The sequence below is a fragment of the Herbaspirillum sp. C9C3 genome, from assembly GCF_013359625.1.
GTDB lineage: Bacteria > Pseudomonadota > Gammaproteobacteria > Burkholderiales > Burkholderiaceae_D > Herbaspirillum.
The window spans coordinates 13,967-40,634 of record NZ_JABFMQ010000018.1 but is presented as its reverse complement, the minus strand read 5'-3'; the positions used below and the strand labels follow the sequence as shown (position 1 = coordinate 40,634).

Annotated in this window: 23 protein-coding genes; 12 read left to right on the top strand and 11 right to left on the bottom strand. The window is 64.5% G+C overall.

The annotated features are described in order from the left end of the window. Window positions 1-7 precede the first annotated feature (7 nt). Window positions 8-1,639, bottom strand: a complete 1,632-nt coding sequence (locus HNO82_RS16300) for a GMC family oxidoreductase (protein ID WP_175344431.1) — start codon at window positions 1,637-1,639, stop codon at window positions 8-10. Window positions 1,640-1,874: 235 nt separating this feature from the next. On the opposite strand from HNO82_RS16300, the gene ribA reads away from it, so the two are divergent. From ribA to HNO82_RS16285, 3 genes are all read left to right on the top strand, one after another. Then, complete coding sequence (gene ribA / locus HNO82_RS16295; protein ID WP_008333841.1) at window positions 1,875-2,561, top strand: GTP cyclohydrolase II; 687 nt, start codon at window positions 1,875-1,877, stop codon at window positions 2,559-2,561. A 177-nt stretch (window positions 2,562-2,738) separates the two neighbouring features. Beyond that, entirely contained in the window at window positions 2,739-3,911 is a 1,173-nt protein-coding gene (locus tag HNO82_RS16290) for a CobW family GTP-binding protein (protein ID WP_175344430.1), read from the top strand. Between the two features lie 157 nt (window positions 3,912-4,068). Further along, window positions 4,069-6,909: a bifunctional diguanylate cyclase/phosphodiesterase gene (locus tag HNO82_RS16285; protein WP_175344429.1), complete on the top strand. Its 2,841-nt coding sequence runs from the start codon at window positions 4,069-4,071 to the stop codon at window positions 6,907-6,909. 69 nt (window positions 6,910-6,978) lie between these two features. Here the strand turns inward: HNO82_RS16285 and HNO82_RS16280 are convergent, their stop codons facing one another. Further along, the gene (locus HNO82_RS16280; RefSeq protein ID WP_008333833.1) at window positions 6,979-7,914 is read right to left on the bottom strand and encodes an AEC family transporter; all 936 of its coding nucleotides are present in this window, start codon (window positions 7,912-7,914) and stop codon (window positions 6,979-6,981) included. A 146-nt stretch (window positions 7,915-8,060) separates the two neighbouring features. Here HNO82_RS16280 and mnmC1 point away from each other — a divergent pair, with 146 nt between their 5' ends. After that, window positions 8,061-9,938, top strand: coding sequence for an FAD-dependent 5-carboxymethylaminomethyl-2-thiouridine(34) oxidoreductase MnmC1 (gene mnmC1 / locus HNO82_RS16275; RefSeq protein WP_175344428.1), 1,878 nt, complete (start codon window positions 8,061-8,063; stop codon window positions 9,936-9,938). Here mnmC1 and HNO82_RS16270 read toward each other — a convergent pair. Next, complete coding sequence (locus HNO82_RS16270; RefSeq protein WP_349627570.1) at window positions 9,913-10,137, bottom strand: YXWGXW repeat-containing protein; 225 nt, start codon at window positions 10,135-10,137, stop codon at window positions 9,913-9,915. The two genes, mnmC1 and HNO82_RS16270, sit on opposite strands and share 26 nt — an antisense overlap. Before the next feature lie 347 nt (window positions 10,138-10,484). Then, window positions 10,485-11,462: a helix-turn-helix domain-containing GNAT family N-acetyltransferase gene (locus HNO82_RS16265; protein ID WP_008333827.1), complete on the bottom strand. Its 978-nt coding sequence runs from the start codon at window positions 11,460-11,462 to the stop codon at window positions 10,485-10,487. A 244-nt stretch (window positions 11,463-11,706) separates the two neighbouring features. On the opposite strand from HNO82_RS16265, the gene HNO82_RS16260 reads away from it, so the two are divergent. Further along, window positions 11,707-13,314, top strand: coding sequence for an NAD(P)/FAD-dependent oxidoreductase (locus tag HNO82_RS16260; protein WP_008333825.1), 1,608 nt, complete (start codon window positions 11,707-11,709; stop codon window positions 13,312-13,314). Window positions 13,315-13,403: 89 nt separating this feature from the next. On the opposite strand, the gene phaP is transcribed toward HNO82_RS16260, so the two are convergent. The 3 genes from phaP to HNO82_RS16245 all read right to left on the bottom strand — a co-directional run bounded on the left by phaP (window position 13,404) and on the right by HNO82_RS16245 (window position 15,754). After that, a complete protein-coding gene (gene phaP / locus HNO82_RS16255; protein WP_008333823.1) occupies window positions 13,404-13,973 on the bottom strand; it encodes a TIGR01841 family phasin in 570 nt (189 codons plus the stop codon). Between the two features lie 238 nt (window positions 13,974-14,211). Then, complete coding sequence (locus HNO82_RS16250) at window positions 14,212-15,417, bottom strand: patatin-like phospholipase family protein (protein ID WP_175344427.1); 1,206 nt, start codon at window positions 15,415-15,417, stop codon at window positions 14,212-14,214. A 130-nt stretch (window positions 15,418-15,547) separates the two neighbouring features. Then, window positions 15,548-15,754: a DUF3717 domain-containing protein gene (locus HNO82_RS16245; RefSeq protein WP_008333821.1), complete on the bottom strand. Its 207-nt coding sequence runs from the start codon at window positions 15,752-15,754 to the stop codon at window positions 15,548-15,550. Between the two features lie 203 nt (window positions 15,755-15,957). Here HNO82_RS16245 and HNO82_RS16240 point away from each other — a divergent pair, with 203 nt between their 5' ends. Together HNO82_RS16240 and HNO82_RS16235 are read left to right on the top strand one after the other, a co-directional pair. Continuing rightward, window positions 15,958-16,890, top strand: a complete 933-nt coding sequence (locus HNO82_RS16240) for a DMT family transporter (protein WP_034351512.1) — start codon at window positions 15,958-15,960, stop codon at window positions 16,888-16,890. Between the two features lie 12 nt (window positions 16,891-16,902). Then, complete coding sequence (locus HNO82_RS16235) at window positions 16,903-18,237, top strand: DUF2863 family protein (protein WP_175344426.1); 1,335 nt, start codon at window positions 16,903-16,905, stop codon at window positions 18,235-18,237. A 9-nt stretch (window positions 18,238-18,246) separates the two neighbouring features. On the opposite strand, the gene HNO82_RS16230 is transcribed toward HNO82_RS16235, so the two are convergent. Beyond that, on the bottom strand, window positions 18,247-18,573 hold the full coding sequence (locus HNO82_RS16230) for a hypothetical protein (RefSeq protein ID WP_175344425.1): 327 nt from the start codon (window positions 18,571-18,573) through the stop codon (window positions 18,247-18,249). A 412-nt stretch (window positions 18,574-18,985) separates the two neighbouring features. Between HNO82_RS16230 and HNO82_RS16225 the strand changes: the two genes are divergently transcribed. Beyond that, window positions 18,986-19,831 carry a transporter substrate-binding domain-containing protein gene (locus HNO82_RS16225; RefSeq protein WP_008333817.1) on the top strand — a complete coding sequence of 282 codons (846 nt, stop codon included), beginning with the start codon at window positions 18,986-18,988 and terminating at the stop codon, window positions 19,829-19,831. 106 nt (window positions 19,832-19,937) lie between these two features. Here the strand turns inward: HNO82_RS16225 and HNO82_RS16220 are convergent, their stop codons facing one another. Further along, complete coding sequence (locus tag HNO82_RS16220; protein WP_175344424.1) at window positions 19,938-20,336, bottom strand: type II toxin-antitoxin system VapC family toxin; 399 nt, start codon at window positions 20,334-20,336, stop codon at window positions 19,938-19,940. A gap of 389 nt (window positions 20,337-20,725) precedes the next feature. Here HNO82_RS16220 and HNO82_RS16215 point away from each other — a divergent pair, with 389 nt between their 5' ends. The 3 genes from HNO82_RS16215 (at window position 20,726) to HNO82_RS16205 (ending at window position 23,942) form a co-directional block, all read left to right on the top strand. Continuing rightward, window positions 20,726-20,872, top strand: coding sequence for a hypothetical protein (locus HNO82_RS16215; RefSeq protein WP_175344423.1), 147 nt, complete (start codon window positions 20,726-20,728; stop codon window positions 20,870-20,872). 31 nt (window positions 20,873-20,903) lie between these two features. Beyond that, window positions 20,904-22,055, top strand: coding sequence for a helix-turn-helix domain-containing protein (locus HNO82_RS16210; protein WP_175344422.1), 1,152 nt, complete (start codon window positions 20,904-20,906; stop codon window positions 22,053-22,055). An 84-nt stretch (window positions 22,056-22,139) separates the two neighbouring features. Beyond that, window positions 22,140-23,942 carry an NAD(P)/FAD-dependent oxidoreductase gene (locus HNO82_RS16205; RefSeq protein WP_175344421.1) on the top strand — a complete coding sequence of 601 codons (1,803 nt, stop codon included), beginning with the start codon at window positions 22,140-22,142 and terminating at the stop codon, window positions 23,940-23,942. 88 nt (window positions 23,943-24,030) lie between these two features. Here the strand turns inward: HNO82_RS16205 and HNO82_RS16200 are convergent, their stop codons facing one another. Then, window positions 24,031-24,813, bottom strand: coding sequence for an amino acid ABC transporter ATP-binding protein (locus HNO82_RS16200; RefSeq protein ID WP_283810193.1), 783 nt, complete (start codon window positions 24,811-24,813; stop codon window positions 24,031-24,033). Between the two features lie 10 nt (window positions 24,814-24,823). Next, the gene (locus HNO82_RS16195) at window positions 24,824-25,489 is read right to left on the bottom strand and encodes an amino acid ABC transporter permease (RefSeq protein WP_175344420.1); all 666 of its coding nucleotides are present in this window, start codon (window positions 25,487-25,489) and stop codon (window positions 24,824-24,826) included. A 343-nt stretch (window positions 25,490-25,832) separates the two neighbouring features. Here HNO82_RS16195 and HNO82_RS16190 point away from each other — a divergent pair, with 343 nt between their 5' ends. Then, window positions 25,833-26,630 (top strand): SDR family NAD(P)-dependent oxidoreductase, encoded by a 798-nt coding sequence (locus tag HNO82_RS16190; RefSeq protein ID WP_175344419.1) that lies wholly within the window; start codon window positions 25,833-25,835, stop codon window positions 26,628-26,630. The last annotated feature ends 38 nt before the right edge of the window (window positions 26,631-26,668 follow it).

Genomic DNA, 26,668 nt, shown 5'->3' with positions numbered 1-26,668 from the left:
AGCGATGTCAGGCCGCTTCGGCATGCGCCTGGCTGGCGCGGATCATGTCGGCTGCCTTCTCGGCAATCATGATGGTGGGTGCATTGGTGTTGCCGCTCACCAGCGTGGGCATCACCGAGGCGTCGACCACGCGCAGACCGTGCAGGCCATGCACGCGCAATTGCGCATCGACCACCGCCATCGGGTCCGCACCCATGCGGCAAGTGCCTACGGGATGATAGATGGTGTCGGCGCGCCGACGGATCATGGCTTCCCATGCCGCCTCATCCATGCCCTCCCGGCCACCGAACAGTTCACGCCGGCAGTAGCGGCGCAGCGGTTCTGTCATGACAATGTCGCGCGCGATGCGGGCGCCCTCGATCATGGTCGGCAGGTCGCGCGGGTCGGAGAGATAGCCCGCATCGATGAGCGGATCGGCCATCGCATCGGCCGATTGCAGGCCCACACGTCCGCGCGAATGCGGGCGCAGCAGGCACATGTGCAGCGAGAAGCCATAACCGGCATGCAGCTTTCTTGCATGGTCATCGACGATGGCGATGCAAAAATGCAGCTGGATGTCGGGGCGATCCAGTCCGGTCCGCGTCTTGAGGAAGGCCGCGCCCTCGGCAAAGGGGGTGGCGATGAGGCCCTCGCCATGGCGCTTCCAGGGCAGTAGCTGGCCCAAGAGGCGCAGGCCGCCGACCACGCCCAGGCCGAAGTTGTCGGTGTCGCGGGTGGTCCACCCTTGCGTGAAATCGAGGTGATCCTGCAGGTTCTGCCCCACGCCGGGCAGGGCGTGATGCAGGGCGATGCCATGCGGCAGGATGTCCTCGGGCCGGCCCACGCCTGACAGTTGCAGCAATTGCGGCGAGCCGAAGGCCCCGGCGGCGAGGATGACTTCACGCGTGGCGCGCACCTGCGCATCCTGCTGCTGCTGGCGATAGGCCACGCCCACCGCACGCTTGCCCTCGAACAACACACGTTGCGCGCGCACCTGGCGCAGCACGCTCAGGTTGGGCCGTTGCCCCATCACCGGATGCAGGTAGGCCGCCGCCGCCGAGCAGCGCTCGCCACGATGAGCGGGTGTGTGGAATTGCGTCACCTGGTACAGGCCCACGCCTTCGTTGTCGCCGGTATTGAAGTCAGTGCACAGCGGATAGCCGCGCGCCTGCGCCGCCTCGATGAAGGCGCGCGTGATGGGGCGCGGGCGATTCTGTTCCGAGACTTGCAACGGGCCGCTGTCCCCGTGCCAGGCATCGGCTCCGCGTATATTGTTTTCGGATCGCTTGAAATAGGGCAGCACCGACTCCCAGTCCCAGCCAGGGCAGCCGGCCTGAGCCCAGCCATCGTAATCCTGGTGCTGTCCGCGGATGTAGAGCATGGCGTTGATGGCCGAGGAGCCGCCCAGGGCGCGACCGCGCGGCTGGTAGCCACGGCGGCCGTTCAGGCCCGGCTGGGGCGTGGTCTGCAAGGCCCAGTTGTTGAGCTTGCCATAGCCGGGCAGCATGGCCACCACGGCCGCCGGGGTGCGCACCAAGAGGCTGTCGCCCTGGCCGCCGGCTTCCAGCAGGCAGACCGTGACGCCTGGATCTTCCGACAGGCGCGCGGCCAGTGTGGCACCCGCCGAGCCGCCACCGACGATGACGTAATCGAACAGCACGGTTGTCTCCCTTTTTTATCGTTGACCGGCTTTCAAGGGGATGCCGCCCTTGGGGCTGGCACCGTGTCCGGTGTGTCCCGGACTGGTTGGCATTATGAACCGGCAGGCAGCGTCTGTTCAAATTGCCTGCACGAATCGGACAATTGCCTTCACCGCAGCGGCCGCCGCGCTGAAATAAACCCGTGCGCAAGGTAAGATACGCGGTTCTGAGCATTCGATTCGAAAGCAGGTTGTCATGTCCTCACCGATCGCACCGGCCGCAGCCGCGCCGGAAGAAAAACTGGTTTTCGTCAGTTCGTGCAAGTTGCCCATGCCCTGGGCGACCTTCGAACTGCACGCCTTCTACGATGAAATTTCCGGCAAGGAACATCTGGCCCTGACCCTGGGCGAGGTCGGCAATGGTGAACCGGTCCTGGGTCGCGTGCACTCCGAGTGCCTGACTGGCGACGCCCTGTTCTCCCAGCGCTGCGATTGCGGCGCCCAGCTCGAAGCGGCCCTCAAGAAGATCGCCAAGGAAGGTCGTGGCGTACTGTTCTACCTGCGCCAGGAAGGGCGCGGCATCGGCCTGTTGAACAAGATCCGCGCCTACCACCTGCAAGACCAGGGGGCCGATACCGTCGAAGCCAATGAGCGCCTGGGCTTCCCCGCCGACATGCGGCGCTACACCATCGTGCTGCCCATGCTGGCGCACCTGAAGATCACCAGCCTGCGCCTGATGACCAACAACCCGCGCAAGGTCAAGGCGCTGGAAGACAGCGGCATTACGGTAGCCGAGCGCATTGCGTTGATCGCCAACCACAATCCCTTCAACATCGGCTACCTGGGCACCAAGGCGCGCAAGCTGGGCCACCTGCTGCCGGGGCTGGCCAAAACCGAAGAAAAGCCTGAAAAGGTGCCGCTGGACGCGCATGACAACGAGTAGATCGGCGTAGCTGTAAAACCAGGTAAAGACCGCGATCCCCGCCGGGCGCGGCTCACCGGCAGGACGGACCCTCGCGGTCCGTCTTTTTTTTGCCCGGCCGAAGCAGCCGGCTTGACGCATCGGGTAGCATGGCGGCTCGGTCGTCTATTTTGGTCCCTACTCATCCCGTTTCCCGCCATGAATCCATCCGTCCCCGCCGCCGCTGCGCCGATTCCCGTTTCCCTGCTGACCGGTTTTCTCGGCAGCGGCAAGACCACGCTGCTGAACCACCTCATCACCCAGCCGGAGATGAAGAACACCCTGGTCATCATCAACGAGTTCGGCGAGATTGGCCTGGATCACCTGCTGGTGGCCCACAGCCAGGAAGAGACCATCGTCGAGATGAGCAGCGGCTGCCTGTGTTGCACCATCCGTGGCGATCTCAAGAAAACCCTCAAGGACATCACCTGGCGCTTCGCCGAGGGCGGCGAGCGCAAGTTCGACCGCGTGGTCATCGAGACCACCGGCCTGGCCTCGCCCACCCCCATCCTGCATACCCTGATGACCGACGCCTTCATCTCGGCGCGCTATCGCCTCGATGGCGTGATCGTGACCGTCGATGCGGTCAATGGCATGGCGACCCTGGACAACCATCCGGAAGCCATCCAGCAGGCCGCCGTCGCCGACCGCCTGCTGCTGACCAAGACCGATCTGGTCGATGCCACCACGCTGTCGGCCCTGCAGGCGCGCCTGCGCACGCTCAATCCGGGCGCGCGCCAGTTGCAGCCGCAGGTCGGCCAGATCGCCGCTGCCGAGTTGCTCGATGCGGGCCTGTTCAAGCCAGGCGAGAAGATGCCGGACGTGGCCCGCTGGCTCAACGAGGAAGCCTTCGCCGAGCAGCAGGCGCATGCGCATCATCATCATGACCACGGTCATCACGGTCATCATGGTCATCACGATCACCATGATCATCATGGCCATGACCACGACGATCATGCCCATGACGTCAACCGTCACGATGACCACATCCGCGCCTTCTGCTTTACCTTCGACGAACCCATCGACCCGGTGCTCTTCGATGAGTGGCTGAGCCTGCTGGTTGGCTTCAAGGGCCCCAACATCCTGCGCATCAAGGGCATCCTCAATCTCAAGGGAGAGGACAAGCCGACCGTGATCCACGGCGTGCAGCACATCTTCCACCCCACCGCCACGCTGCCGCAATGGCCTTCGGAGGACCGCCGCAGCCGCATCGTCTTCATCACCCGCGATGTCGAGCGCGCCACTATCGAACGCTCCTTCGATGCCTTCATGCAGGCCCAGGCCATCGAACGTGCGGCACGCGAGCAGCGCCCGTCACCATCGGTATATTGAGCCGGAGCACATTCGACAAATGCGTTTGTTCCCGTGTGGCAATATGCGAGTAGCGTGCTGCGGGGTGGGTCCGATTAAAAATAAATGCGCTTTGACCGATAACGAGGGGAGTACCGGATTATGATCGGGCTCTCCCAAGGGATATAACGAATCGTTTATGCAGCGTGTGATCAACAAGCTGGGGGCAACGTTGTCGGCATCGCTCACGCTGATGCTGGGTTTATGTGCCACCGCGACGGTGTTCGTCGCCACCAGCCATCTGGAAGAGGATGCCGTCCAGCTCGACTTCGAGCGTAGGGCGGGCCTGCGCGCCTTCACCATTCAGCGCGGGCTGGAAGAGGCGGTGCAGGTGCAGTCGGTGGTGAACCATTTCTATGCCACCGTAGGCGATCCTACGCGCGAACAGTTCGAGAGCTTCACCCGCCCGCTGCTGGAACGCTATCCCTACGTGCGCGCCTTCAGCGTGCAGCGCTTCGTGGCCGACGAGGACCGGCTGGTGTTCGAGGCCCTGCGCCAGGGCGCCAAGCCGGGTTTCGAGATCACCGCGCTCGATGGCGACCGGTCCGTGCGCGCTTCGCAGCAACCGACCTATCTGGTGGTCGACTATGTGGAGCCCCTGGCCGGCAACGAGGCTGCGCTGGGACTGGACGTCTCGCGCAACCCCGCCATCATGGGGGCGCTCGATGCCGCCGTCGTCAGCGGCCGACCCTCCTCCACCCCGCCCATCCGCCTGGCCCAGTCCGGCCCTGATGAACGCGGCCTGCTGGTGATCCAGCCGGTCTATCGCGGCGGCGTGCAGCCTACCGATACCGCCGCCCGTCGTGCACTGCTCATCGGCGATACCACGGCGGTGCTCGAACTCAACGGCCTGGTGCAGAAGATCCTCGATGGCGCCGGCCTGATGTCGGACCACGAGATCGGCTTGCGTCTCTACGTCGGCCGGCAAGCCGATCCGACCAACCTGGTCTACCACCATGACAGCCAGCCGCGCCCGACCCAGTGGCTGGACCAGCTCATCAAGCCTGGCAGCCTGTTCCGCCATCCCTCCACGACCGTCACCAGCTTTGATATCGCCGGCCAGAGCTGGCACATGGAGATCAGCATTCCACCGCGTTCGGTCTTTTCCGATCACTATGGCTCGTTGCTCATCGGCCTGGTCGGCGTGATCGCCTCGTTGCTGGGCGCGGCCTACATGCGGGCCTTGTCGATGCGCTCGCATCGGGTGCAGCAGCTGGTGGAAGACAAGACTGCCGAGCTGCGTACCACCAATGCCCTGCTGTCGGACGACATCAAGGCGCGCCGCCTGGCCGAACGTGCGCTGCGCCTGCGGCACCAGGCCATCGAAGCCAGTGCCAATGCCATCCTGATTCTCTCGGCCCAGGAGCCGGACTACGCCATCGAATACGTCAACCCGGCCTTTGCCCGCATCACCGGCTACAGCAGCGCCGAAGCCGTGGGCAAGAGCCTGCGTTTCCTGGAAGGCCGTGACAGTGATCCCGAAGGCTTCGAGACCGTCTGGATCGCCATGCGCGAACAGCGCGAACACAACGTCGTGCTGCGCAACTACCACAAGGATGGTTCGGAGCTGTGGAATGACTTCTACATCGCCCCGGTGCGTGACGAGGGCGGCCTGGTGACCCATTTCGTGGCGGCACTCTACGACATCACCTCGATGAAGCGCTACGAAGCCGAACTGGAATTCCAGGCCAGCCGCGATACGCTCACGGGCCTGATCAACCGCCACATGCTGCGTCATCACCTGGAACAGGCCATCGGCGCGGCCGAGCGCCAGAAGCAGGCTTTGTGGGTGGTGTTCGTGGACCTGGACCGCTTCAAGTTCGTCAACGACACGCTGGGTCACAAGGCCGGCGATACCTTGCTGCGCACCGTGGCCGGTCGCCTGCGCGCCGCCGTGCGCGAAGCCGATACCGTGGCGCGCCTGGGTGGCGACGAATTCATCATGATCCTGCCCGAGCAGGATGAACTCACGCTCGACACCCGCAGCCTGCAACGCATCATGGATGCGGTGGCCGCACCGGTCACGCTGGGCGGGCATACGCTGTTCATGACCTGCAGCATCGGCGTGGCCTGCTATCCCAACGATGGCACTGACGGCGAGACGCTCATCAAGCATGCCGACATCGCCATGTACCGTGGCAAGCAGACTGGTCGCAACAATTTCCAGTTCTACACGCCGGCCATGAACGAGCAGGCGCTGGAGCGTCTGCGCATCGAAGGCGACCTGCGCAATGCGCTGGATCACGGCGAGTTCCTGCTGCATTACCAGCCCAAGGTGGACCTGGCCTCGGGCCGTGTGGTGGGCAGCGAGGCGCTGATCCGCTGGCAGCATCCGCAACTGGGCATGGTCTCGCCGGCGCGCTTCATCGGCCTGGCCGAAGAGACCGGCCTGATCCTGCCCATCGGCGCCTGGGTGCTGCGCACCGCCTGCACCCAGTGCCGCCAGTGGCAGCTGGCCGGGCATGAGGACATCAGCGTCTCGGTCAACCTCTCGGTGGGGCAGTTCCTGCAGAAGGACCTGGTCTCCTCGATTGCCGACGTGCTCGACAGTACCGGCCTGCCACCGGCCTCGCTGGAAATCGAACTCACCGAAAGCCTCATGATGACCGATGTCGAGCATGCCATCGGCATCCTGGCCGGCCTGAAGAAGCTGGGCATTCGCTTGTCCATCGATGACTTCGGCACCGGCTATTCCTCACTGGCCTACCTGAAGCGCTTCCCCATCGACGTGCTCAAGATCGACCGCTCCTTCGTGCGCGACATCACCATCGATGCCGACGATGCGGCCATCACCGCCTCCATCATCTCGCTGGCGCGCCACCTGAAACTGCGCGTCATTGCCGAAGGCGTGGAGACCGACGAGCAGCTGGACTACCTGCGCCACTATGGTTGCGACGAGATCCAGGGCTACCTGTTCAGCCCGCCGGTGGCGGCCGAGAAGTTCGAGCAGATCCTGCGGGAAGAGCGGGTGATTTTGTAATTTTCCTTCACGCCCGGTTTGCGAATCAGGCCGCACGGCAATCGCTGTGCGGCCTTGTTCATATCCGGCTCAATGATGCGCAATCCAGGCCAGGATCACGGCGATGGTGGGCAATGACAGCGTGGTGGAGATGAGAATGGCGCGTGACATGGCCGTGACTTCGCGCTGGTACAGCTCGGCCAGCATGAAGGGCCCGGTACCGATGGGCAGGGCTGCCAGCAGCACCGCGCTGTCGGCCCACAGGCGTGGCAGCGGCAGCAGCCAGTAAGCCAGCACGGCGGTGACGGCCGGTTGCAGCAGCAGCTTGAAGGCCACCAGCAGCCACACCGGTGCGCCATCGCCGGCGCGTACCGGTTGCGCCAGGAACAGACCCAGCGAAACCAGCGCGCAAGGGCTGGCCGCACCCCCCAGAATCTTGAAGAACTGCTGCACGCTGCCGGGCAGGCTCACCCCGCTCAAGGCCACGATGATCCCGGCCACGGGGGCGATCATGATGGGATTGCGCAGCAGCGAGCGGCCCACCTTGGCAACGGTCTGCATCCATCCTGCCCGGGCATGCAGACAGCTCTCCAGCATCACGATGGCCACCGCGAAGAGCAGGCAGGCCGTCATCACCATGGCGATCACCGAGGGCGGCAAGCCTTCGTTGCCGAAGGCCAGGTAGCACAGCGGGATACCGATGAAGCCGGTGTTGGCATAGGAACTGCCGAGGCTGTCGATGATGACGTCGGGCGCTGCCGCCTTCTGGCGCAGGCGCAGCCAGGCCGTCAACAGGAACACCACGGCCACGCCGATGGCGAAGACGGCGATGAAGCGCAGGTTGGCAAAATCGGTCGCCTTCAGGCGCGACATGGAATCGAACAGCAGCGCCGGCAGTGCCAGCCAGATCACGAAGCGGTTCAGTTCGCTGGCCGCGCCCGCCGAGAGGATGTGGCGCTTGCGGCAGATCCAGCCGAGGAAGATCAGCGAGAAGATCGGAAAGACGATGTTGAAGATGGCGAGCATGGCGTTGCGCAGCCATGCTGCGGGGCTGGTTGATCGGCGAGGGCCCAGACTAGGGAGAGCGCTACCCTTTGTCAAGGCGCAATGCCGCACGCAAGCGGGAGCGTAGAATGGCGGCCTTCTCTGATTTATCCACAGGGCTTTTCAAGATGCCTGCGCGTCCTCTTCAACTTGCCTTCCCGGAACTGCTGGCTGCCTGGCGCGCCGAGGCCGATACCGTGGTACAGGCGCTGCAGCCGGTGCCGGACTGCCTGCACGAACAGCACAGCGCCACCGTGCTGGACCTGCATTTCGGCCTGGGGCATGCCTTCTTCGCCACCTGGCATGCCTTTGCCCGCCAGCGCGCGCTGGGGCAGGGTGCGGCCCGCCTGCATTACATCGCGATCCTGCCTCATCCGCCGCAGGCCGAGGCGCTGCATGCCGATCTGACTTATGCACAGGCCTTGCGCACGGCATGGCCCTTGCCGCTGCCGGGCACACACCGCCTGCTGCTCGATGAAGGGCGCCTCACGCTCACCCTGGTGTGGGGCGCGCTGGAAGAAGAGCTGGCGCGGCTTGAGGCGCCGGTCGACCTGTTCTACCTCCATGCCGATCCGTCCCGCTTCGACCCGGCCGCATCGCCCTGGCATGCGCATGCCTGCAAGCGGCTGGCGCGCCTGGCCTGGACCGGCGCCCGGGCGCTGGTGTTCGGCGCAGCCGGGCAGGCAGCGCTGGTGGCGGCGATGCGGCAGGTCGGTTTCCATGGACAAGCGCGGGACGGTGCGCTGGCCTTGCGCTATGCGCCGGCCTGGGCACGTCCGGCCACCCACGTGGCGCGGATCGACACGCCTTTGCGACGCGATCCCGTGCATGAGCGCCACGCCCTGGTGATCGGTGCCGGGCTGGCCGGTACCGCCGCCGCCGAGCGGCTGACGGCACGCGGCTGGTGCATCGATCTCATCGATGCCGGGGCGCAGGTCGCCACGCGCGCCTCCGGCAATCATGGTGGCCTGTTCATGCCGGCGCTGGCACGTGACGACAGTCCGCTGGCCCGGCTCACGCGCGCAGCCTTCCTGTTCGCTTCGCAGCGTCTTGACGATCTGGGCGGCGTGGGTTTGGAGGAGGGCACGGCCATTCGTGGCGAGCGCTGCGGCATTCTGCAGTTCGGCCGCGATGCCAAGCAGGCGGTCTCCTTCGAACAGGGGGCGCAGCAGTGGCAATATCCGCCGCGCTATGCCCGCTGGATGAGCGCCGAGCAGACGGCTGCGGCGCTGGGCATGCCGACCATGGGCGGTGGCTACTTCTTCCCGGAAGCGGGCTGGCTCAATCCGCCCTCGGTATGCCGCCGCTTGCTGGCGGTGGCGCAGGCGCAAGCAGAGGTGCGCACGCATTTCGGGCGTGCCGTCGCCCGTCTGGTTCGCGTGGACGACCAGTGGCAGGCACGGGATGCCGACGATGTGCTCATTGCACAAGCGCCGCTGGTGATAATGGCGGCGGGCGCCCAGGCGCGTGCGTTGCAACAGGCGGCGGGCTTGCCCTTGGCGGCGGTGCGCGGGCAGGTGACGCACTTGGCGGCAGCGGATTTTCCCGACCTGCCGTATGCCCTGTGTGGCGATGGTTACCTCACGCGTCCCTATGCTGGTCAAGTCTGCATGGGTGCCAGCTATGATCGTTTCGACGATCCGGCCCTGCGCGCCGACAGCCACGCCGGGAATCTGGCCCGCCTGCAGCACATGCTGCCGCAGATCGCGGCGCACCTGCCCCTGCCGCAAGCGGATGCCCATCTGGCGGGCCGGGTCGGCCAGCGCTGCATCGCACCGGACCGCTTGCCGCTGGTGGGCGCCTTGCCCGGGCAGGATGGCCTGTACGGCCTGCTGGGCTATGCCTCGCGCGGCTTGATCTGGGCGCCGCTGATGGCCGAGCTGCTGGCCGCGATGCTCGAGCGCGAGCCCTTGCCGCTGCCCCGCGAGCTGGTGGCGGCGCTGGACCCGGCCCGCTTCGGCGCGGACTCAGCCAGGGCCATCAACGTACCCAGTGACCCGGAATGAAGACCCAGCCGCGCCCACGGGGTTGCCAGTGGGCCGGTTCATAGCGGGCGTAGTCGCGGCGCACGCGCTCCCAGTGGCCGCCGACCCAGAGGTGGCGATGACCGTTCCACGCCCAGTAGCCGGGCGCCCAGGCATAGCCGTGGCGCGGCGGGGGCACTGCCTCGTAGCGCGGGGCGGGGGGCGGTGTGCCGATGCGCACGTCCACCCCGACTACCTGTGCCTGGGCGGCAGGGGATAGCGCCGCAGTGGCGCCGAGGGCGCAGAGGGTGGTGAGAAGAGCGAAGGCTAAGCGAGTGGTCTTGGTTTTCATGTCGGGCTCCTGCAAGGTGGTGTTGCGTGGATGCAGCGCGCGCCGCGAGGGCCACGCTGTGAAACCACTCTAGGAGCCGGGCTTCTTTAAGACTGTAATGTTGTGTTTCCAGTTGTGTCCGTGCGTAGCGCTGGCCCGTGTGGCTATCCCGGAGCGCGTTCCGTACCGGGCAATTCCGGTAACAAATCGCGGCACATCGATACATGCCGCGATACATGCCGCGCGCCATCCTCCGCTCATCTCTTGCGTGCCGGACGCACGTAACGTTGCTCCACCACGCGGCTTCCCCACTGCTGGCCGGGCGATTCCTCGGCCAGCGCGAAGCCGGCGGACAGATAGAGGTGGCGTGCCGCGTCCAGTCCCTGAAACGTCCACAGATAGCAGGCCAGACGATGGGCATCGACGAAGGCCATGGCCTGTTCCAGAAGGCGCCGCCCCACGCCGCTGCCGCGCAGGCTGCCATCGACGATGAACCAGCGCAGATGCGCTTGCCGGCGTTGCAGATCGCCATCGATCACGATGGAGGCCAGGCAGCGCCCATGCTCGATGTGAGTCCACAGTTGCTTGCCCGCATGGGGCAGCGTTTGTACGAAGGCGCCCAGTTCGCTGGCGACCTTGTGCTCGAAGAACACGCCGAACCCGGCGGCCTCGGCGTAGTAACGCGCATGCAGGCTGGCAATATCTCCGATGCAGCCGGGCTGGTAGCCGGTACTCAATGGCACCGTCGCGCCTTTGGCCGGGCGCGGTGCGGCATTGGGATTGTCGCGCGACAGGGCTTCCGAATACAGCGCCAGCGCACGCACCAGGCCCTGCTGGTCTTCCGGCAGGATGCGCCGCAAAGCCCCGGAGACCTGATCGGTGGCGAATTTGTCGATCTTCTTGCGCAGCGCCTGCCCGTCCTCGGTGAGCGCCAGGCTGAAGGCGCGCCCGTCGCCTGGCACCGGGCTGCGGCGCACCAGCCCCAGCGCCTCCAGCTTGGCCAGCTGGCGGCTGGTATTGGACTTGTCCAGATACAGCAGCTCGCCCAGCTCCCGCGCCTGCAGACCCGGTCGCAGCCCGATCTCGATCAAGGCATGGACCGCCGAGGGCGCCAGGTCGCTGCCGGCCAGGGTGCTGCGCATGAAGCCCAACTCACGCACCAGCTTGCGCGAGAGCTCGCGCAACTGGCGGATGGTCTGGTCACGCGGGGGAGAGTGCAGGCCATCGTAGTCCATGGCGATATCCTGTAATGGTTGCGAAGTGCAATCAATGTACCGCGAGATGATTGCGTTACGCAACTTGTCTGGCCGCAGTTGGTACGACCGTTGTGGCACCCGCGCAACTGGCGTGGGCCGCTTGGGAGCGCCTGCCGGGGTGGAGTAAAATGTCGCCTTTCGCGCAGCCTTCCGCCGTGAGCACACCGGTCATCGTGGCCTGCGCCACCTCCTGCATCCCCAGTCTTGTTGAAAGTCCCCGCACATGTTGCGCATCTCTGAACTGACCCTTCCGTTGAGCCATACGGAAGAAGAATTGAACGCCGCCATCCTCGACCGCCTGGGCATCCCGGCTGAGGAGCTGGTGTCCTTCACGCTGTTTCGCCGCAGCTACGATGCCCGCAAGAAGACGGCCATCACCCTGAACTACACCATCGATGTTGAAGTGAAGGACGAGCCGGCCGTCCTGGCGCGCCATGTCAAGACCACCAATGTCGGCCCCACGCCCGATACCTCCTACCACTACGTCACGCGCGCTCCTGCGACCATCAAGAAGCGTCCGGTGGTGATCGGCTTCGGTCCCTGCGGTCTGTTTGCGGCGCTGATCCTGGCCGAGATGGGCTTCAACCCGATCATCCTGGAACGCGGCAAGACCGTGCGCGAGCGCACCAAGGACACCTGGGGCCTGTGGCGCCAGCGTGAGTTGAAGCCGGAATCGAACGTGCAGTTCGGTGAGGGCGGCGCCGGGACCTTCTCCGACGGCAAGCTCTACAGCCAGGTCAAGGACCCCAAGCACTATGGTCGCAAGGTGCTGGCCGAATTCGTGGCCGCCGATGCGCCGCCGGAGATCATGTATGTCAGCAAGCCCCACATCGGTACCTTCCGCCTGGTCAAGATGATCCAGCTCATGCGCGAGAAGATCGAGAAGCTGGGTGGGGAATTCCGTTTCGAGCAGCGCGTCGAGGATGTGCTCATCGAAGACGGCCAGATCCGTGGCCTGACGCTCAATACCGGCGAACAGATCGAAGCCGACCACGTGGTGCTGGCCATCGGCCACAGCGCCCGCGATACCTTCGAGATGCTCTACGAACGCGGTGTCTACATCGAGGCCAAGCCGTTTTCCATCGGCTTCCGCGCCGAGCACCCGCAGTCGCTGATCGACAAATGCCGCTTCGGCCCCGGTGCCGGTCATCCCATCCTGGGCGCGGCCGACTACAAGCTGGTGCACCATGCGTCCAATGGTCGCTCGGTCTACAGCTTCTGCATGTGTCCCGGTGGCACGGTGGTGGCGGCGACTTCCGAGCCGGGCCGGGTGGTCACCAACGGCATGAGCCAGTATTCGCGCAACGAGCGCAACGCCAACAGCGGCATCGTGGTGGGCATCTCGCCGGCCGACTATCCGGGCCATCCGCTGGCCGGCATCGCCTTCCAGCGCGAGTGGGAAAGCCGCGCCTACGAACTGGGCGGGGCCAACTACAATGCGCCGGGCCAACTGGTGGGCGACTTCATCGCCAATCGTCCCTCGACCCGGCTGGGCAGCGTGGAGCCGTCCTACAAGCCCGGCGTGACCTTGGGGGATCTGAACCCGTCGCTGCCCAAGTACGCCATCGATGCCATCCGCGAGGCGCTGCCGGCCTTCGAGAAGCAGATTCGCGGCTACTCCATGCACGACGCCGTGCTGACCGGCATCGAGACGCGTACCTCTTCACCGATCCGCATCAAGCGCGATGACCACACCCTGCAGAGCCTCAATACCAAGGGCCTGTATCCTGCTGGCGAGGGCGCCGGTTATGCCGGCGGCATCATGTCGGCGGCCATCGACGGCATCCGCGTGGCCGAGGCGCTGGCGCTGGATATCGTGGCGCAGTCCTGATGCGCTGATCCACGGTCTGGATCACTCAATGCAAAACGCCGCTCCGGTTGCCCGGGGCGGCGTTTTGCTGTTACGGCCAGAAGTGAAGATTACTTCTTGGCGCGGGTCGAAGCGACGGTCTTTTCAGCCACAGCGGTGAACTGTTTGGTCGCATTGGCCAGGTTGGCTTCCAGGGTTTCCACGGCTTGCTTGGAGTTCTTGGACAGTTGCTCGTAGGCAGCGTTGGCGTTGGTGAGGGTCGCCTTCAGGATCGAGACGGCCTGCTCCGAACCCGGGGGCGCATTCTTGCTGATCTCGTCGATCAGGGCCGACAGCTTGCGGCTGGTTTCGGAAATCTGGGCTTCAGCCGCCTTGGTGAATTCAGCCTGGGTCGAGGACACGATACCGGCCAGGTGACGGCTGTAGGCGGTGGCCTTTTCAGCGCCCGGCTGGGCTTGCGCGGCGGCCAGCGCCAGCAGTTCCTGCGGATCCTTGGCGCCGGCCAGCTGCTTGGCGGCGGCGGTGGCTTCTTCCAGGGTCGCCTTGGTGGCCGACAGGTTCAGTTCAACGATCTTTTCCACGCCTTCGAAGGCCTTGGCGGTCAGGTTGTTGATGAGGTCCAGGTGGGCTTGCAGATTGGCCTTGGTAGCGGCGGAAAACTGATCTTGGTACGAAAACATGTTCATCTCCTAAGTGATATGACAAATGAGTTGCCGACGAGCGTGACGATCAAAACAATCGGCGTTCGAGCGCGGCTTTCGACCAGAATCAATTAACAATCATGATTTGTGCGCCGCAACAATTCCTATTTTATGCACTTCTTTGGTGAAATCAAGTGTTATTTGTGCGTCGCACAAAAATAATGCCGGGTGCCGTGGGGATTATGCGACGTCGTGCCCGCTGCGGCTTTGCCCGCGATCAAGCCGAACGGTCGGCCGTTTTCTCCGGACGGGCATGGGTATCACCACCGGGCAGGTCGTGGACCACGATGCCGGTATCGCTTTCTCCGAACGGGCAAGCCCGGCCCAGGGCGACGGCACGCAGGCCATCCTCATAACCTTGTTCCCAGCGCCACATGACCGAGCCCTTGGCGAAATTGACGTCCTTGGAGGCCATGTTCCAGTCGCGTCCGGCATAGGCCAGGCGCACGATGTGGATGGTGCTGTCGGCACCCAGTTCGGCCATCATCTGGCGATCCTGCTGGGTCAGCAGATCGGCGGGCAGGCGCTTGTAGAGTGCATGGGCAGCGCGCCGCAGGCGGTATTGCTGGAGATAGGCGTCGATGTGACGCTGCGAGCGCGAGGCGAAGGTGACATCCTTCTCGCGCGTTTGCACTTCTTCCAGCGTACGCGGTTCAGGGCCGTCGGCATGCCACAGGTCCACCATCATGCACAGCAGGTTGCTGCGCGCTTCGTCATTGAGTACGGCTTCCAGGGGCGTGTTGGAGTACAGGCCGCCGTCCCAGTACAGTTCGCCCTCGATGCGCACCGGGGCAAAGCCCGGGGGCAGGGCGCCACTGGCCATGACGTGCTCCGGCCCCAGGGGGCGCTTGCGCGAATCGAAATTGACCAGCGTACCGCAGGTGACCTTGACTGCCGAGACCGTCATGCGGATGCCCGAGGGGCCGTTGAGGTAATCGAAGTCGACCAGGCGCGAGAGTGTCTGGCCCAGTTCAGCCGTGCTGTAGAAGCTGGCCTCGTCGGGCGGCACCGGCAGGCCCAGCGCGAAGGCGTTCAGGGGACGCGGCCGGAAGAAACCGGGCGCACCGCGCAGGAAGGTGTCCAGCGTGGTCAGTCGCGTGGCCCAGGGGCGCAGGGTGTCCGGCACCTGGCGCAGGTCGAACAGGTCGGGGTGGGCCACCGTTTCCCAGAATTCGCGCAGGCGCGCGATGCGGGTTTCGCGCGGGTTGCCGGCAATCAAGGCGGCGTTGATGGCACCGATGGAGGTGCCGACCACCCAGTCGGGCGTCAGGTCATGTTCGTGCAGGGCCTGATAGACCCCGGCCTGGTAGGCACCCAGCGCACCGCCCCCCTGCAACACCAGCGCCACGCGCGGCCTGGTGGCCACGGCGGCAGCGGTCTTGCGGCGTGGGGAGGGGGGTGACTGATCCTGATCCTTGCGCATCGTTCTTCCTTTCAGGGATACCGGGTGGATCCGGCAACAACGTGAAGGTTCTGCAATTGCAGAGGCCCTAGGATAACGCGCTTACAAGGAAGTGACCGTCACTGTACGCGGGCGTACGAAAAACCGCAGCTTAGCTGGCCAGCCAGGCTTCGATCAATTGGCGTGCCTGGGCATCGATCTGCTCCAGGTCCACTTCATGGCGGCGATGGAAGATCATCATCGCGTACAGGCCCGCCAGGGCATTGACTTCCGGGGACAGTGCGCACTCCTCTCCGCTGGCCGGGCGCTGCTGGCGCCAGTAGTTGATTGCATCTTCGAGTTCGGTGAGGGTGAGCATGGCGGTATTTCTTGATAGAGACGTAAGGTGAAACGTCGCGGCATTCTAACCGATTTCAGTGTCCGATACTGGTTGAAAACACAGTATGGCCGGGCTTGCCGTGTTGGTATCGGATCCAGCATGCCGTGCACGAGCGGTTAAAATGCGGGCTGACAAGAGAGGCAATCCCGCCTGTCGTGTCACCCACACTTGCCCTCTCCAACATGAGCTACACCCCCAGCCGCCCCATGGGCTACGGCTGTCTGATCCTGAGCATGTCCCTGGTCGGCGCCTACGTCGCGCTGACCAAGCCGCTGGCGGCGCTGCTGCCGGTGTTCCTGCTGGCCTGGCTGCGTTTCGCCATCGGTGCGGTGGCCATGCTGCGCTGGCTGAAGAAGCCGGCCGATGAAAAGCCGCTCTCCACGCAGTCGCGCTGGCTGGTCTTCCTCGAATCCTTCCTCGGCAATTTTCTCTTCACGCTGTGCATGATTACCGGCGTGTCGATGACCAATGCAGTCTCGGCGGGCGTGATCATGTCCTCCATCCCGGCCGTGGTGGCGGTGATGAGCTGGATCTTCCTCAAGGAAAAGATCAGCCTGCGCGTCTGGGCTGCGGTGGCCTGCGGAGCCATCGGCATCGGCTTGCTGTCCCTGGCCAAGGATGGCCACGGCGCTGCCGCCGCACCTGGCGGGCAGACCGCCTGGCTGGGCAATGTGCTGGTGTTCTGCGCCGTGCTGTGCGAGGCCGCCTATGCCGTCATCGGCAAGAAGCTGACCACGGTCCTCACGCCCAAGCGCATCAGCGCCGTCATCAACCTGTGGGGGCTGCTGCTGATGACCCCCATGGGCTTGTACACGGCACTGCATTTCCATTTCTCCAGCGTGCCGCTCAACATCTGGTTGCTGCTGGTCTTCTATGCCCTGGCCGCGAGCGTCTGGACGGTGTGGTTGTGGATGACCGGACTGAAGGTGGTGCCGGCTGCACGTGCTGGCGTCTTTACCGTGATGCTGCCGGTCTCGGCCGCCGTGGTCGGTGTGCTGGCGCTGGGTGAAAGCCTCTCCGCGCTGCAGGCCGGCGCCTTCGCCGTGGCCCTGGCCGGGATGTTCCTGGCCACGCTGCCGGGCCGCAGCGCGGCCGACAAATTACCGCTGAACTGAGCGAGGAAAAAAGTGAATCAAGCCAAACGCCCATCAGGCAAACCACAGTCTCCGGGAGCCAGGAAGCCCGCGCCGGGCCAGGCCAGGCACCCTCCCAAGCCGGCGCCTGCCGGCCCGCTGCGTGACAAGCCCAAGACCCACGTCTCCACTGAAGCCGCGCGTCGCCGCCAGCATCAGGCGCATGCCGCCTCACAGACCATGGACGAGGACGAACTGCGGGTGCAGCAGATGGTCGCACTGGCCAGTGCCGTCGCCGCCGATGCTCCGGACCGTGCGGGCCGTCGTGTCGGGCAGGATGAACTGGAGCGCATGGTGCGCCATGCCTTGCGCGAGCGCGATGATGACACCCTCTACGAAGCACTGGAGCAGCTGCGCTACGACGATACGCGCGGCCATGCTTTTCTGCGCGAGGTGGTCGAGGAGAGCGCCGACATCATCGTGCTGCGACGGGGCGAGAAGGAACTGGAAATCAATGCCTTCCTGATCCCCTTGCTGGCCCGCACGCGTGGTGGCCTGCGCGAGGACCTGGCCATGGCCGATGGCGATGCCTTCGACGCCCTGCGCGAAAGCATCCAGCAGGCCGGTCTGGAAAGCCCCAAGGCGCGCGTGGTACTGGTGCATCACCTCTACCACCCGCAAGAGATCAACGCCCTGAGCTTCAGTGAAGTGGAGGCCATGAACCGCGATGCCTTCGCCTCCCTGACCGACAAGAAGATCCTGAGCGTGCCGGCCATCGAGCGCAGCATGCGCGGCTGGCCGGCCAGTCATTTTGCGGCCGATGACGAGGCACTGGAACTGCGCTTCCTGCTGGGCTTTTCGCTCAAGGACGTGAATGATCCCTTCTACGCGATTCCGCAAGAGGAAGCCGCCGCAGATGCTTACTTCGAATCGCGCGCGCAACGGTTCCGCCAGTGGAGCCAAGAGATCACGCCGCTGATGCAGCAATGTCTGACCGGGCAATCCGGCCAGGCTGCGCAGTGCCAGCTGCATTTCCTGTACCAGGATCTGTTCCATGGCGCCAAGCACACCGGCAATGGTGAGTACCGCACCTTGCAGATGCTTTCCGAACTGGAAGCAGGATTGGCACGGTCCGGCGCGCAGGCGGCAGCGGCCACCGCCTTCCTGGCACTGGTGGACGAGGACGAGCAGACTACGCTGCAAGTCGTGCTGCGCAGTGCAGAGGCGACGTTGGCGCAGTCGGAGCATGCGGTGGAGGGCAATCTGCAGGCCCTGCTCTTGGATGCAGCCGATGCCGTGAGCTCGCTGGGCGTGTCCGCGCTGCGTCTGGCCGATGGCTTCGATGCGGATGGATTGCCGCTGCGCGCACGTGATTTCCCGGCGGCCTGAGCGGCCTGATCAGTCCAGCAAAGCTTGCAGGCTGGTTCCAGCGGGCTGGCAGCGGAAGTACAGCTCCACCTGCATCGGCCGCCAGCCACGGATGAGCTGGCGCAGGTCGGCCCGCATCTGCTGCTTGCCGCAGAAAGCGTTGGCCTTTTCGCGGGCCGCCGAGGTCAGGGCCGGAATGGACATGGTGTAGCTCACGCCCGTGGCCGAGACCATGTACAGGTCGTCGCGCCCGGCGCTGACTTCGCTGAAGTTGGCACAGCCGCCCAGAGCGGCGGCACCGAGGCAGGCTGCGAGCAGGCTGCCGCTGCGGCGATGATGATGACGTTCAATGCGCATGAGATCCCCCGTTATGCTCGTGACGCGTGCGCTCCGCCGAATTGCCCTGCGGCATCAACGCGACAGGCCAAGCCTACGCGCGCGCCAGGCTCCGCTGGCGGCGGCTTACCCGGTTTTACCCGGATGCCGTGGCTGTAAAAAAATCTTCAATGAAGCTCGCACAAGGGAGCTGGCTGTCAATTTTCGTACAGCCATGTCAGGAGCTCGCACGATCGGTGATGGCGTAAAAAATTTCCTGCCTGCCGGGAGAGCGCCGCCTGGTGAGGTCCGTAGCAGGCATTTGCCTGCGCGAGCGGCTTGCGGCTGGGCTAAAATCATCGACGCGGTCTGGCCAAGCCGGACCGCAGACCCGTGCGCCATGTTGCCGACCACAGGGCAGCGGCGCCATCCGCCAAATCAGGGAGAACCGAGAATGACCAACCGTCGCAGTTTCATCACTGGCGTGGCCGGCCTTGCCGCCGCCACTGCCATCCCCAACGTCTTTGCCCAGGCCGCCGCTGCGACCGGCTCGACCGAGCCGACCCTGGCGCGCGTACAGCGCACCAAGACCCTGCGCATCGGCGCCGTGCGCGGTGCCGCGCCGTACTACAACAAGGATCTGGCCAGCGGCGAGTGGGGCGGTTTCATGATCGATTTTGCCAGGAGCCTGGCGGCCAGCCTGAACGTCAAGCTCGACATCACCGAGACCACCTGGGGCAATTCGGTGCTGGATCTGCAGACGCACAAGATCGATCTGTTCTTCGGCATGAACCCGACCCCGGCGCGGCGCGAGGTGATCAATTTTTCCGAGCCACTGTTCCTGAATGCCTTCACCGTGGTGTCCAAGAAGGACTACAAGACCTGGGCAGACCTGAACAAGCCGGAGGTGAAGATCGCCGTCGATATCGGTTCCTCGCACGACCAGATGATCAGCCGGGTCTGCCCGAATGCCACCATCGTGCGCCTGGAAAAGGCCGATGACGCCACCCTGGCGCTGCAGACCGGTCGCGTCGATGCGCAGGTGCTGGTGTGGCTGCTGGCCCTGAACATCCTCAAGAAGAATCCCTCGCTGGGCAAGATGACTGTCCCGCAGCCGCTGGAAGCGACCTCCACCAACATCGGCGTGCCCAAGGAAGAGAGCAAGGCCTGGGTCGAGACCATCAACAAGTGGATCGCCGCCGAACGCGCCGCCGGCAAGATCAAGCCGACCGTGCTGGGCAACCTGGAGAAGCTCTCGGGCGTGAAGCCGGAGGATGTGCCGGCGCAGATTCCGTTGTAACGGCGGGCGGCCTGGCGGGCCGCACAGGGCGCAAAGAAAAACCCGCACGGGTGATGCCGTGCGGGTTTTTTGTGACCGGGTCAGAGGCGGCTTGCTGGTCGTCGCGTCAGTCGTTGAGCAAGCGCATCCCGGCGGTACGGGCGGCCTTGCGATCAAAGGTCAGCGTATCGCTGCATCCCGCCTGATGGCCGCATCGCTCGATCAGACAATCGGCGAATCCGGCTGTCGACTCAGCAAAACGGTGCAGTGCCTGCAAGGTACTTTCAGTGTTTTCCACCACGATTTCCGGGGCCATCAGGAGCCGCTCGATGATGCACACCAATTGAGGCTTGCGCACCTTGTAGGCAGATTGTAGTACCCACACCAGTTCTGCCAGGGCGATCTGGCATAGAAAGCCCGGATGCTGCGCGTCCAGCGATTCGATCAGCGCGGTCGCCCGGGCCGATTGCTGCGGATGGTCCTGGGCAAAATAGCGCGCCAGCACATTGGTATCCAATCCGATCATTGCGGCGCTCCGCCGCGTCGGGCAATGGCCAGCTCCATGTCCGCCAGAGACACCGGACGCTGCGGCGCAGTCACACATCCCTTGAGTGAACGAATCGAACCTGGAACAACGCTGGAAGTGGCTGGTGAAGATGCTCGAGACCGGGACTTTCCCGCGATCGGTTTCTGGTTGTTCGGGGGCGCCTTGACCACGTAGGGTGCGATGGCTGTAGTACGCATGATGAGCCTCCAGTCAGGGAAAAGGGGAGAACGGCGACCTTGCCCGATGCCTTCTCCGATGTCGAGGTCATGGCAGATTTCTGCCGGAGGGTCTCGACTTTTTGCGGCCCTTCTCCCGCCGGCTGGCAGGTCGCCACCTCTGCATCATCCACATGAACGCACCAGCTCCGCATGCACTCGAGTCCCTCGGCCCGTGAGACAAGCGTCTCACCATCCCCCCATGCTGCGCCGCAGGACAACTCGCCGCGCACGCTGTGCTACAACATCACCCATCGCTTCACCGTCGTCTTCGCCCTGATCCGCATTGATCCGCATTGATTCGCGCAGTCTCGTCCCGCCAGGAGCCGCCATGCCCTACGTTGCGAAAGTCAGCCATCTCGACCGCGTGCGCCGTCTGCTCGATGGCCAGCCCGATCCCGCCGCCAGTCACTACCTGCAACGGCTGAGCTCGTCCTATCTGCGTTCACTGGACCAGCATCACCTCGACCCCGCCGACATGCGGGGCCCGCGCGTGTTGAGTTCCGGCGAACTGCGCCAGGTGCAGCAGGGCGAGGAGGATTTTCTGCGCGCATCCGGTCAATGCCTGTCGGTGCTGCACCAGACCGTGCGCGAAGCCGATTACTGCGTCATGCTCACCAATGCCGGCGGTACCACCATCGACTATCGCGTGGACCGCGAACGCCGTCAGGATTTCAAGCGCGCCGGCCTTTATCTCGGTTCCTGCTGGTCCGAGAGTGAAGAAGGCACCTGCGGCGTGGCCGCCGTACTGCAGGATGCTCTGCCCATCACGGTGCACAAGGGCGATCATTTTCGCGCCGCCTTTACCACCCTGACCTGCAGCGCCGCCCCCATCTTTTCGCCAGCGGGCGAACTGATCGGTGTGCTCGATGCCTCGGCGATCCGTTCACCCGATGCGCGCGACAGCCAGAACCTGGTCAATCGCATCGTCCAGCAAAGCGCCACCCTGATCGAAGATGGCTATTTCCTCAACGCCATGGCCTGCGCCTGGGTACTGCTGGTGCATCGCAGCCGCCACTATGTCGAAGCGCAACCGGAAATCCTCATCGCCTTCGATGCCCTGGGCAACGTCATCGCCGCCAATGGCCGTGCGCGCGAGTGCATCGCCGGTCTGCAACGCTTGCCCTGCCCGTTGGACGAAATCTTCGACCTGCACTTTGAAAGCCTGCTCGACAGTCGCGCCCTGCAAGGCTTGCACCTGTTGCGCCTGCACGGTGGCGCCACGCTCTATGGCCGCGTACGCGCGCCGGTATCGCGCGCGCTGCGCCCGGCCCGCGCGCATGCGCTTACGACACCGGCTGCCTCCAGCGACGAGGGCAACGCCATCAAGGCCGATGAACGACAGGAGCGCGACCAGATCGTCGCCGCCCTGACCGAATGCAAATGGCGTGCCCCGCACGCCGCCCAATTGCTGGGCATGTCACGCGCCACGCTGTACCGGCGCATGGCGCGCTACCGCATCCTGCCGCCGCATCGACGTTAGCGCTGCAGGCTTCATCCAGGCGGTCAAAGAACCGCCACCCCCATCCAACCACGAGATCTATTGTCGAGATAGAGGAGACTTGTCATGCCCGAAGAAAACGCCAGCCAGGCCATTGCCCATACGCTGGAAACCCTGCAAGCCGCATTGCGCGAAGGCAATGCCGCCAAGGCCGCCGCCCTGTTCGAGGAGGAGGGCTACTGGCGAGACCTGATCGCCTTCACCTGGAACATCAAGACCCTGGAAGGCCGCGACCAGATCCGCGCCATGCTGCAATCGCAAGTGCCGCAGCTGGGACCCATACAGCTGCGCCTGGATCCCGATGAGACGCCATCGCAAGCCGATGGCGTGACCCAGGGCTGGATCCTGCTGGAGACCGGCATCGCACGCGGCAAGGGCTACCTGCGACTGCGCGAGGGCAAGATCTGGACCCTGCTGACCACCGCCGCCGAACTGAAGGGCCACGAAGAACCCAAGGGCGTGAACCGTCCGCGCGGTGCGGTCCATGGGGTGCATACCCAGCGTCGCAGCTGGAAGGAAGAGCGCGAAGCCGAGGCGCGCGAACTGGGCTACCAGCAGCAACCCTACTGCCTCATCATCGGTGGCGGCCAGGGTGGCATCGCCCTCGGTGCGCGGCTGCGCCAGCTGGGCGTACCGACCATCATCATCGAACGCAACGAGCGTGCCGGCGACAGCTGGCGCAAGCGCTACAAGTCGCTGTGCCTGCATGATCCGGTGTGGTACGACCATCTGCCCTACATTCCCTTCCCCGAGAACTGGCCGGTGTTCGCGCCCAAGGACAAGATCGGTGACTGGCTGGAGATGTATGCCAAGGTGATGGAGCTGAACTACTGGGGCAGCACCGTCTGCAAGTCCGCCAGCTTCGACGAGAGCACGCAGAAGTGGACCGTCGTGGTCGAGCGCGAAGGCCGGGAAGTCGTGCTTCAGCCGACCCAGCTGGTGCTGGCTACCGGCATGTCGGGCAAGCCCAATGTGCCGCAGTTTCCCGGAGCGGAAAACTTCCGGGGCGATCAGCATCACTCCTCGCGCCATCCCGGCCCCGATGCCTATCGCGGCAAGAAAGTGGTGGTGGTCGGCTCCAACAATTCGGCGCACGACATCTGCGCGGCCCTGTGGGAGAACGGCGTGGACGTGACCATGCTGCAACGTTCCTCCACCCATATCGTCAAGTCCGATTCACTGATGGAACTGGCCCTCGGTGATCTTTATTCGGAGCGCGCAGTGGCCAGCGGCCTCACGACCGGCAAGGCCGACCTGCTGTTCGCCTCGATCCCCTACAAGGTCTTGCCGTCCATGCAGAAGCAGGTGTTCGACAAGATCCGCGAACGCGATGCGGACTTCTACCGGCGGCTCGAAGAGGCCGGCTTCCTGCTCGATTTCGGCGACGACGATTCGGGCCTGTTCATGAAATACCTGCGGCGCGGGTCCGGCTACTACATCGACGTCGGTGCTTCCGAGCTGATCGCCGAGGGCAAGATCCGCCTCAAGAGCGGCGTCGACGTCAAGGAGATCCGCGCGCACTCCATCCTGCTCTCCGATGGCAGCGAATTGCCGGCCGACGTGATCGTCTATGCCACCGGATACGGCTCCATGAATGGCTGGGCCGCCGACCTGATCTCGCGCGAGGTGGCCGACAAGGTCGGCAAGTGCTGGGGGCTGGGATCGGCCACCACCAAGGATCCGGGGCCGTGGGAGGGCGAACAGCGCAACATGTGGAAGCCCACGCAGCAAGCCGCGCTGTGGTTCCACGGCGGCAATCTGCACCAGTCGCGTCATTACTCGCTGTATCTGGCGCTGCAGTTGAAGGCGCGCATGGAAGGCATTGCGACGCCGGTGTATGGCTTGCAGGAAGTGCATCACCTGCAGTAAAGCGCTGGCGTAACGCAGGTGAAAAAATGGCGCGCAGATTTCTCTGTGCGCCATTTTTCAGTGGGTTTGCGCCGCGTGATCTGGACGATCAGGCATTGAAGCGGGCCAGGAAAGCCTGCGTGGCCGCTTCCTGCGGATGGTCGATCACCTGCGCGGGCGGGCCGGCTTCGACCACCACGCCATCCCGCATGAACACCACCTGATCGGCGACTTCGCGGGCGAAGGCGATTTCGTGCGTGACCAGAATCATGGTCATGCCATCGGCCGCCAGGCCGCGAATCACGTTGAGCACTTCGCCGACCAGCTCCGGGTCCAGCGCCGAGGTGGCTTCATCGAACAGCATCACGTCCGGCTGCATGGCCAGCGCACGGGCGATGGCGATGCGCTGCTTCTGTCCGCCGGAGAGCTTTTGCGGATACATGTCGGCGCGTTCGGCCAGGCCCACTTTCTGCAGCAGGACCATGGCCTTGGCGCGCGCTTCGGCCTTGGGCGTGCGCAGCACGGTGACCATGCCTTCCATCACGTTTTCCAGCGCCGTCATGTGCGGGAACAGGTTGAAGTGCTGGAACACCATGCCGGTGCGCGCGCGGAAGGCGGCCAGTTCACGGTCCTTGGGCAGGCGCGAGTTGCGACCGCTGAATTCGAAGTGGCGCTCGCCGATGCGCACCGTGCCCTGGTCCGGCACGGTCAACAGGTTCAAGCAGCGCAGCAGGGTGGACTTGCCCGAGCCCGACGGGCCGATCATGGCCACCACGCTGCCACGGGGCACGGCGATGGAAATGTCCTTGAGCACCACGTGCTCGCCGAAGGACTTCTTTAGATTGCTGATCTGGATCATCGCGTTCATCGCGTTGGAAGATGGGTTGCTCATGTGCTGCTCCTCAACCATGCTGGACCGACAGGCGGTTTTCCAGGCGCTTGGCCCAGATGGTGGCCGGCAGCAGGATCACGAAGTAGATGATCGCCACCAGGGTGTAGATTTCCAGCGGGCGATAGGTTTCGTGGGCGATGATCTGGCCCTGGTACAGCAGGTCCGGCACGGCCAGCACCGACAGCAGCGAGGTGTTCTTCAACTGCATGATGGACTGGTTCACCAGCGGCGGTGTCATGCGCTTGAAGGCTTGCGGCAGGATCACGCGCTTCATCAGCTGGAATCGCGTCATGCCCAGCGCCCAGCCGGCTTCGGACTGGCCGACATCGATGGAGACGATGCCGCCGCGAATGATCTCGGAATAGAACGCGCCGCCATACAGCGCCAGCGAGAGCATGGCCGCCATGCCCGCCGACATCTCGATGCCCAGCAGCACCGGCAGCGCATAGTAGAACCACACCAGTTGCACCAGCACCGGCGTGCAGCGGAAGACTTCGACGAAGGCGCGCAGCGGGGCGGAGATGAAGGGATTGGAAGACAGTCGGCCCAGCCCGACCACCAGACCTACCAGCAGGCCCAGAGCGATACAGGCCACGGTGTAGGAGAGGGTATAGACGAAGCCGATTCCGATGATGCTCCTGAATTGCCAGAGCGAGCCGAAGTCCCATTGATACATCTGCGATTTTCCTTGGTTGCCGATTGCTGGAGCCCGGGGAGGGCGGGGTGTGCAGCGCATGCACGAACCATGCCCTGGTCATCCAGGGGCAAAGCGAGCCTGGTGCTGGAAGGTGAGGACATGGGACAAGCCGCCCGCGCATCGACCGCAATCGAGGCGGCGGCGTGCCGCGAACCCGGCCATTGTAAAGGAGAACGGCTTGGGCACGAACTGAACAAAACATCTCATCATGCGCCGGGAACCCCCGTAGATGCTGGCTTTGGCTAAAATGACGGGATTGCGTAAATGAAGTGTTATGCCAAATTCCCGGTCAGCGGGAACGCGCTGTTTCACCTTTTGGATCATGAACCCGTCCCCTTTTTCTTCCATTCCTGCTGCCAGTTCCCCCCCTTCTGAGCGTGTCATCCTCATCACCGGCGCCGCGCGCGGCATCGGTGCGGCGGTGGCCACGACGGTCGCGTCCCCCGGTGTCGCCCTGGTGCTGCATGCCCGCAGCGCATCGCCGGAGTTGCAGGCGGTGGCGCAGCAGTGCCGTGCGCAGGGAGCTGACTGCACGCTGGCGCTGGGCGACCTGGCCGAGCCACAGACCGCTGCGCACTTGCGTGACACGGCGCTGGCGCACTACGGACGGCTCGATGCGCTGGTCGCCAATGCCGGCTTTGCCGATCGCAAGCGTATCGGTGAACTGGATGAGGCCGATTGGTCGCGTTCCATGGAGGCGCTCCTGGGCGGCTTCTTCCGTCTGGTGACGGCGTGCCGGGAACCCTTGCAGGCCAGCCCACAGGGCCGCGTGGTGGCGGTGAGTTCCTTCGTGGCGCATGTGTTTCGTCTTGGCGAATCGGGCTTTCCGGCTTCGGCGGCGGCCAAGGCCGGCATCGAGGCGCTGGTCAGGTCGCTGGCCGTGCAGGTGGCAGCGGCGGGCGTGACGGTCAACGCGGTGGCGCCCGGTTACGTTCAGAAGAGCGACCCGGCCAAGTCGGCCATCGATCCGGCCGCCTGGGAGGCGGCGCTGGCGCGCATCCCCCTGCAGCGCCTGGGACAGCCGCAGGAGATCGCCAACGTGATCGCCTTCCTCCTCAGCCCGGCGGCGTCCTATGTCACCGGCCAGGTGTGGCATGTGGATGGCGGACTGACGCTGTAGCGACAAGAAGATTTAAATTATTTATATTGTTTAGTCTG

Coding starts and splice junctions, on each gene's coding strand:
- ribA (WP_008333841.1), top strand. CDS start 1,875: ATGTCCTCACCGATCGCACCGGCCGCAGCCGCGCCGGAAGAAAAACTG.
- HNO82_RS16290 (WP_175344430.1), top strand. CDS start 2,739: ATGAATCCATCCGTCCCCGCCGCCGCTGCGCCGATTCCCGTTTCCCTG.
- HNO82_RS16285 (WP_175344429.1), top strand. CDS start 4,069: ATGCAGCGTGTGATCAACAAGCTGGGGGCAACGTTGTCGGCATCGCTC.
- HNO82_RS16280 (WP_008333833.1), bottom strand. CDS start 7,914: ATGCTCGCCATCTTCAACATCGTCTTTCCGATCTTCTCGCTGATCTTC.
- mnmC1 (WP_175344428.1), top strand. CDS start 8,061: ATGCCTGCGCGTCCTCTTCAACTTGCCTTCCCGGAACTGCTGGCTGCC.
- HNO82_RS16265 (WP_008333827.1), bottom strand. CDS start 11,462: ATGGACTACGATGGCCTGCACTCTCCCCCGCGTGACCAGACCATCCGC.
- HNO82_RS16260 (WP_008333825.1), top strand. CDS start 11,707: ATGTTGCGCATCTCTGAACTGACCCTTCCGTTGAGCCATACGGAAGAA.
- phaP (WP_008333823.1), bottom strand. CDS start 13,973: ATGTTTTCGTACCAAGATCAGTTTTCCGCCGCTACCAAGGCCAATCTG.
- HNO82_RS16250 (WP_175344427.1), bottom strand. CDS start 15,417: ATGCGCAAGGATCAGGATCAGTCACCCCCCTCCCCACGCCGCAAGACC.
- HNO82_RS16245 (WP_008333821.1), bottom strand. CDS start 15,754: ATGCTCACCCTCACCGAACTCGAAGATGCAATCAACTACTGGCGCCAG.
- HNO82_RS16240 (WP_034351512.1), top strand. CDS start 15,958: ATGAGCTACACCCCCAGCCGCCCCATGGGCTACGGCTGTCTGATCCTG.
- HNO82_RS16230 (WP_175344425.1), bottom strand. CDS start 18,573: ATGCGCATTGAACGTCATCATCATCGCCGCAGCGGCAGCCTGCTCGCA.
- HNO82_RS16225 (WP_008333817.1), top strand. CDS start 18,986: ATGACCAACCGTCGCAGTTTCATCACTGGCGTGGCCGGCCTTGCCGCC.
- HNO82_RS16220 (WP_175344424.1), bottom strand. CDS start 20,336: ATGATCGGATTGGATACCAATGTGCTGGCGCGCTATTTTGCCCAGGAC.
- HNO82_RS16215 (WP_175344423.1), top strand. CDS start 20,726: ATGCACTCGAGTCCCTCGGCCCGTGAGACAAGCGTCTCACCATCCCCC.
- HNO82_RS16210 (WP_175344422.1), top strand. CDS start 20,904: ATGCCCTACGTTGCGAAAGTCAGCCATCTCGACCGCGTGCGCCGTCTG.
- HNO82_RS16205 (WP_175344421.1), top strand. CDS start 22,140: ATGCCCGAAGAAAACGCCAGCCAGGCCATTGCCCATACGCTGGAAACC.
- HNO82_RS16200 (WP_283810193.1), bottom strand. CDS start 24,813: ATGAGCAACCCATCTTCCAACGCGATGAACGCGATGATCCAGATCAGC.
- HNO82_RS16195 (WP_175344420.1), bottom strand. CDS start 25,489: ATGTATCAATGGGACTTCGGCTCGCTCTGGCAATTCAGGAGCATCATC.
- HNO82_RS16190 (WP_175344419.1), top strand. CDS start 25,833: ATGAACCCGTCCCCTTTTTCTTCCATTCCTGCTGCCAGTTCCCCCCCT.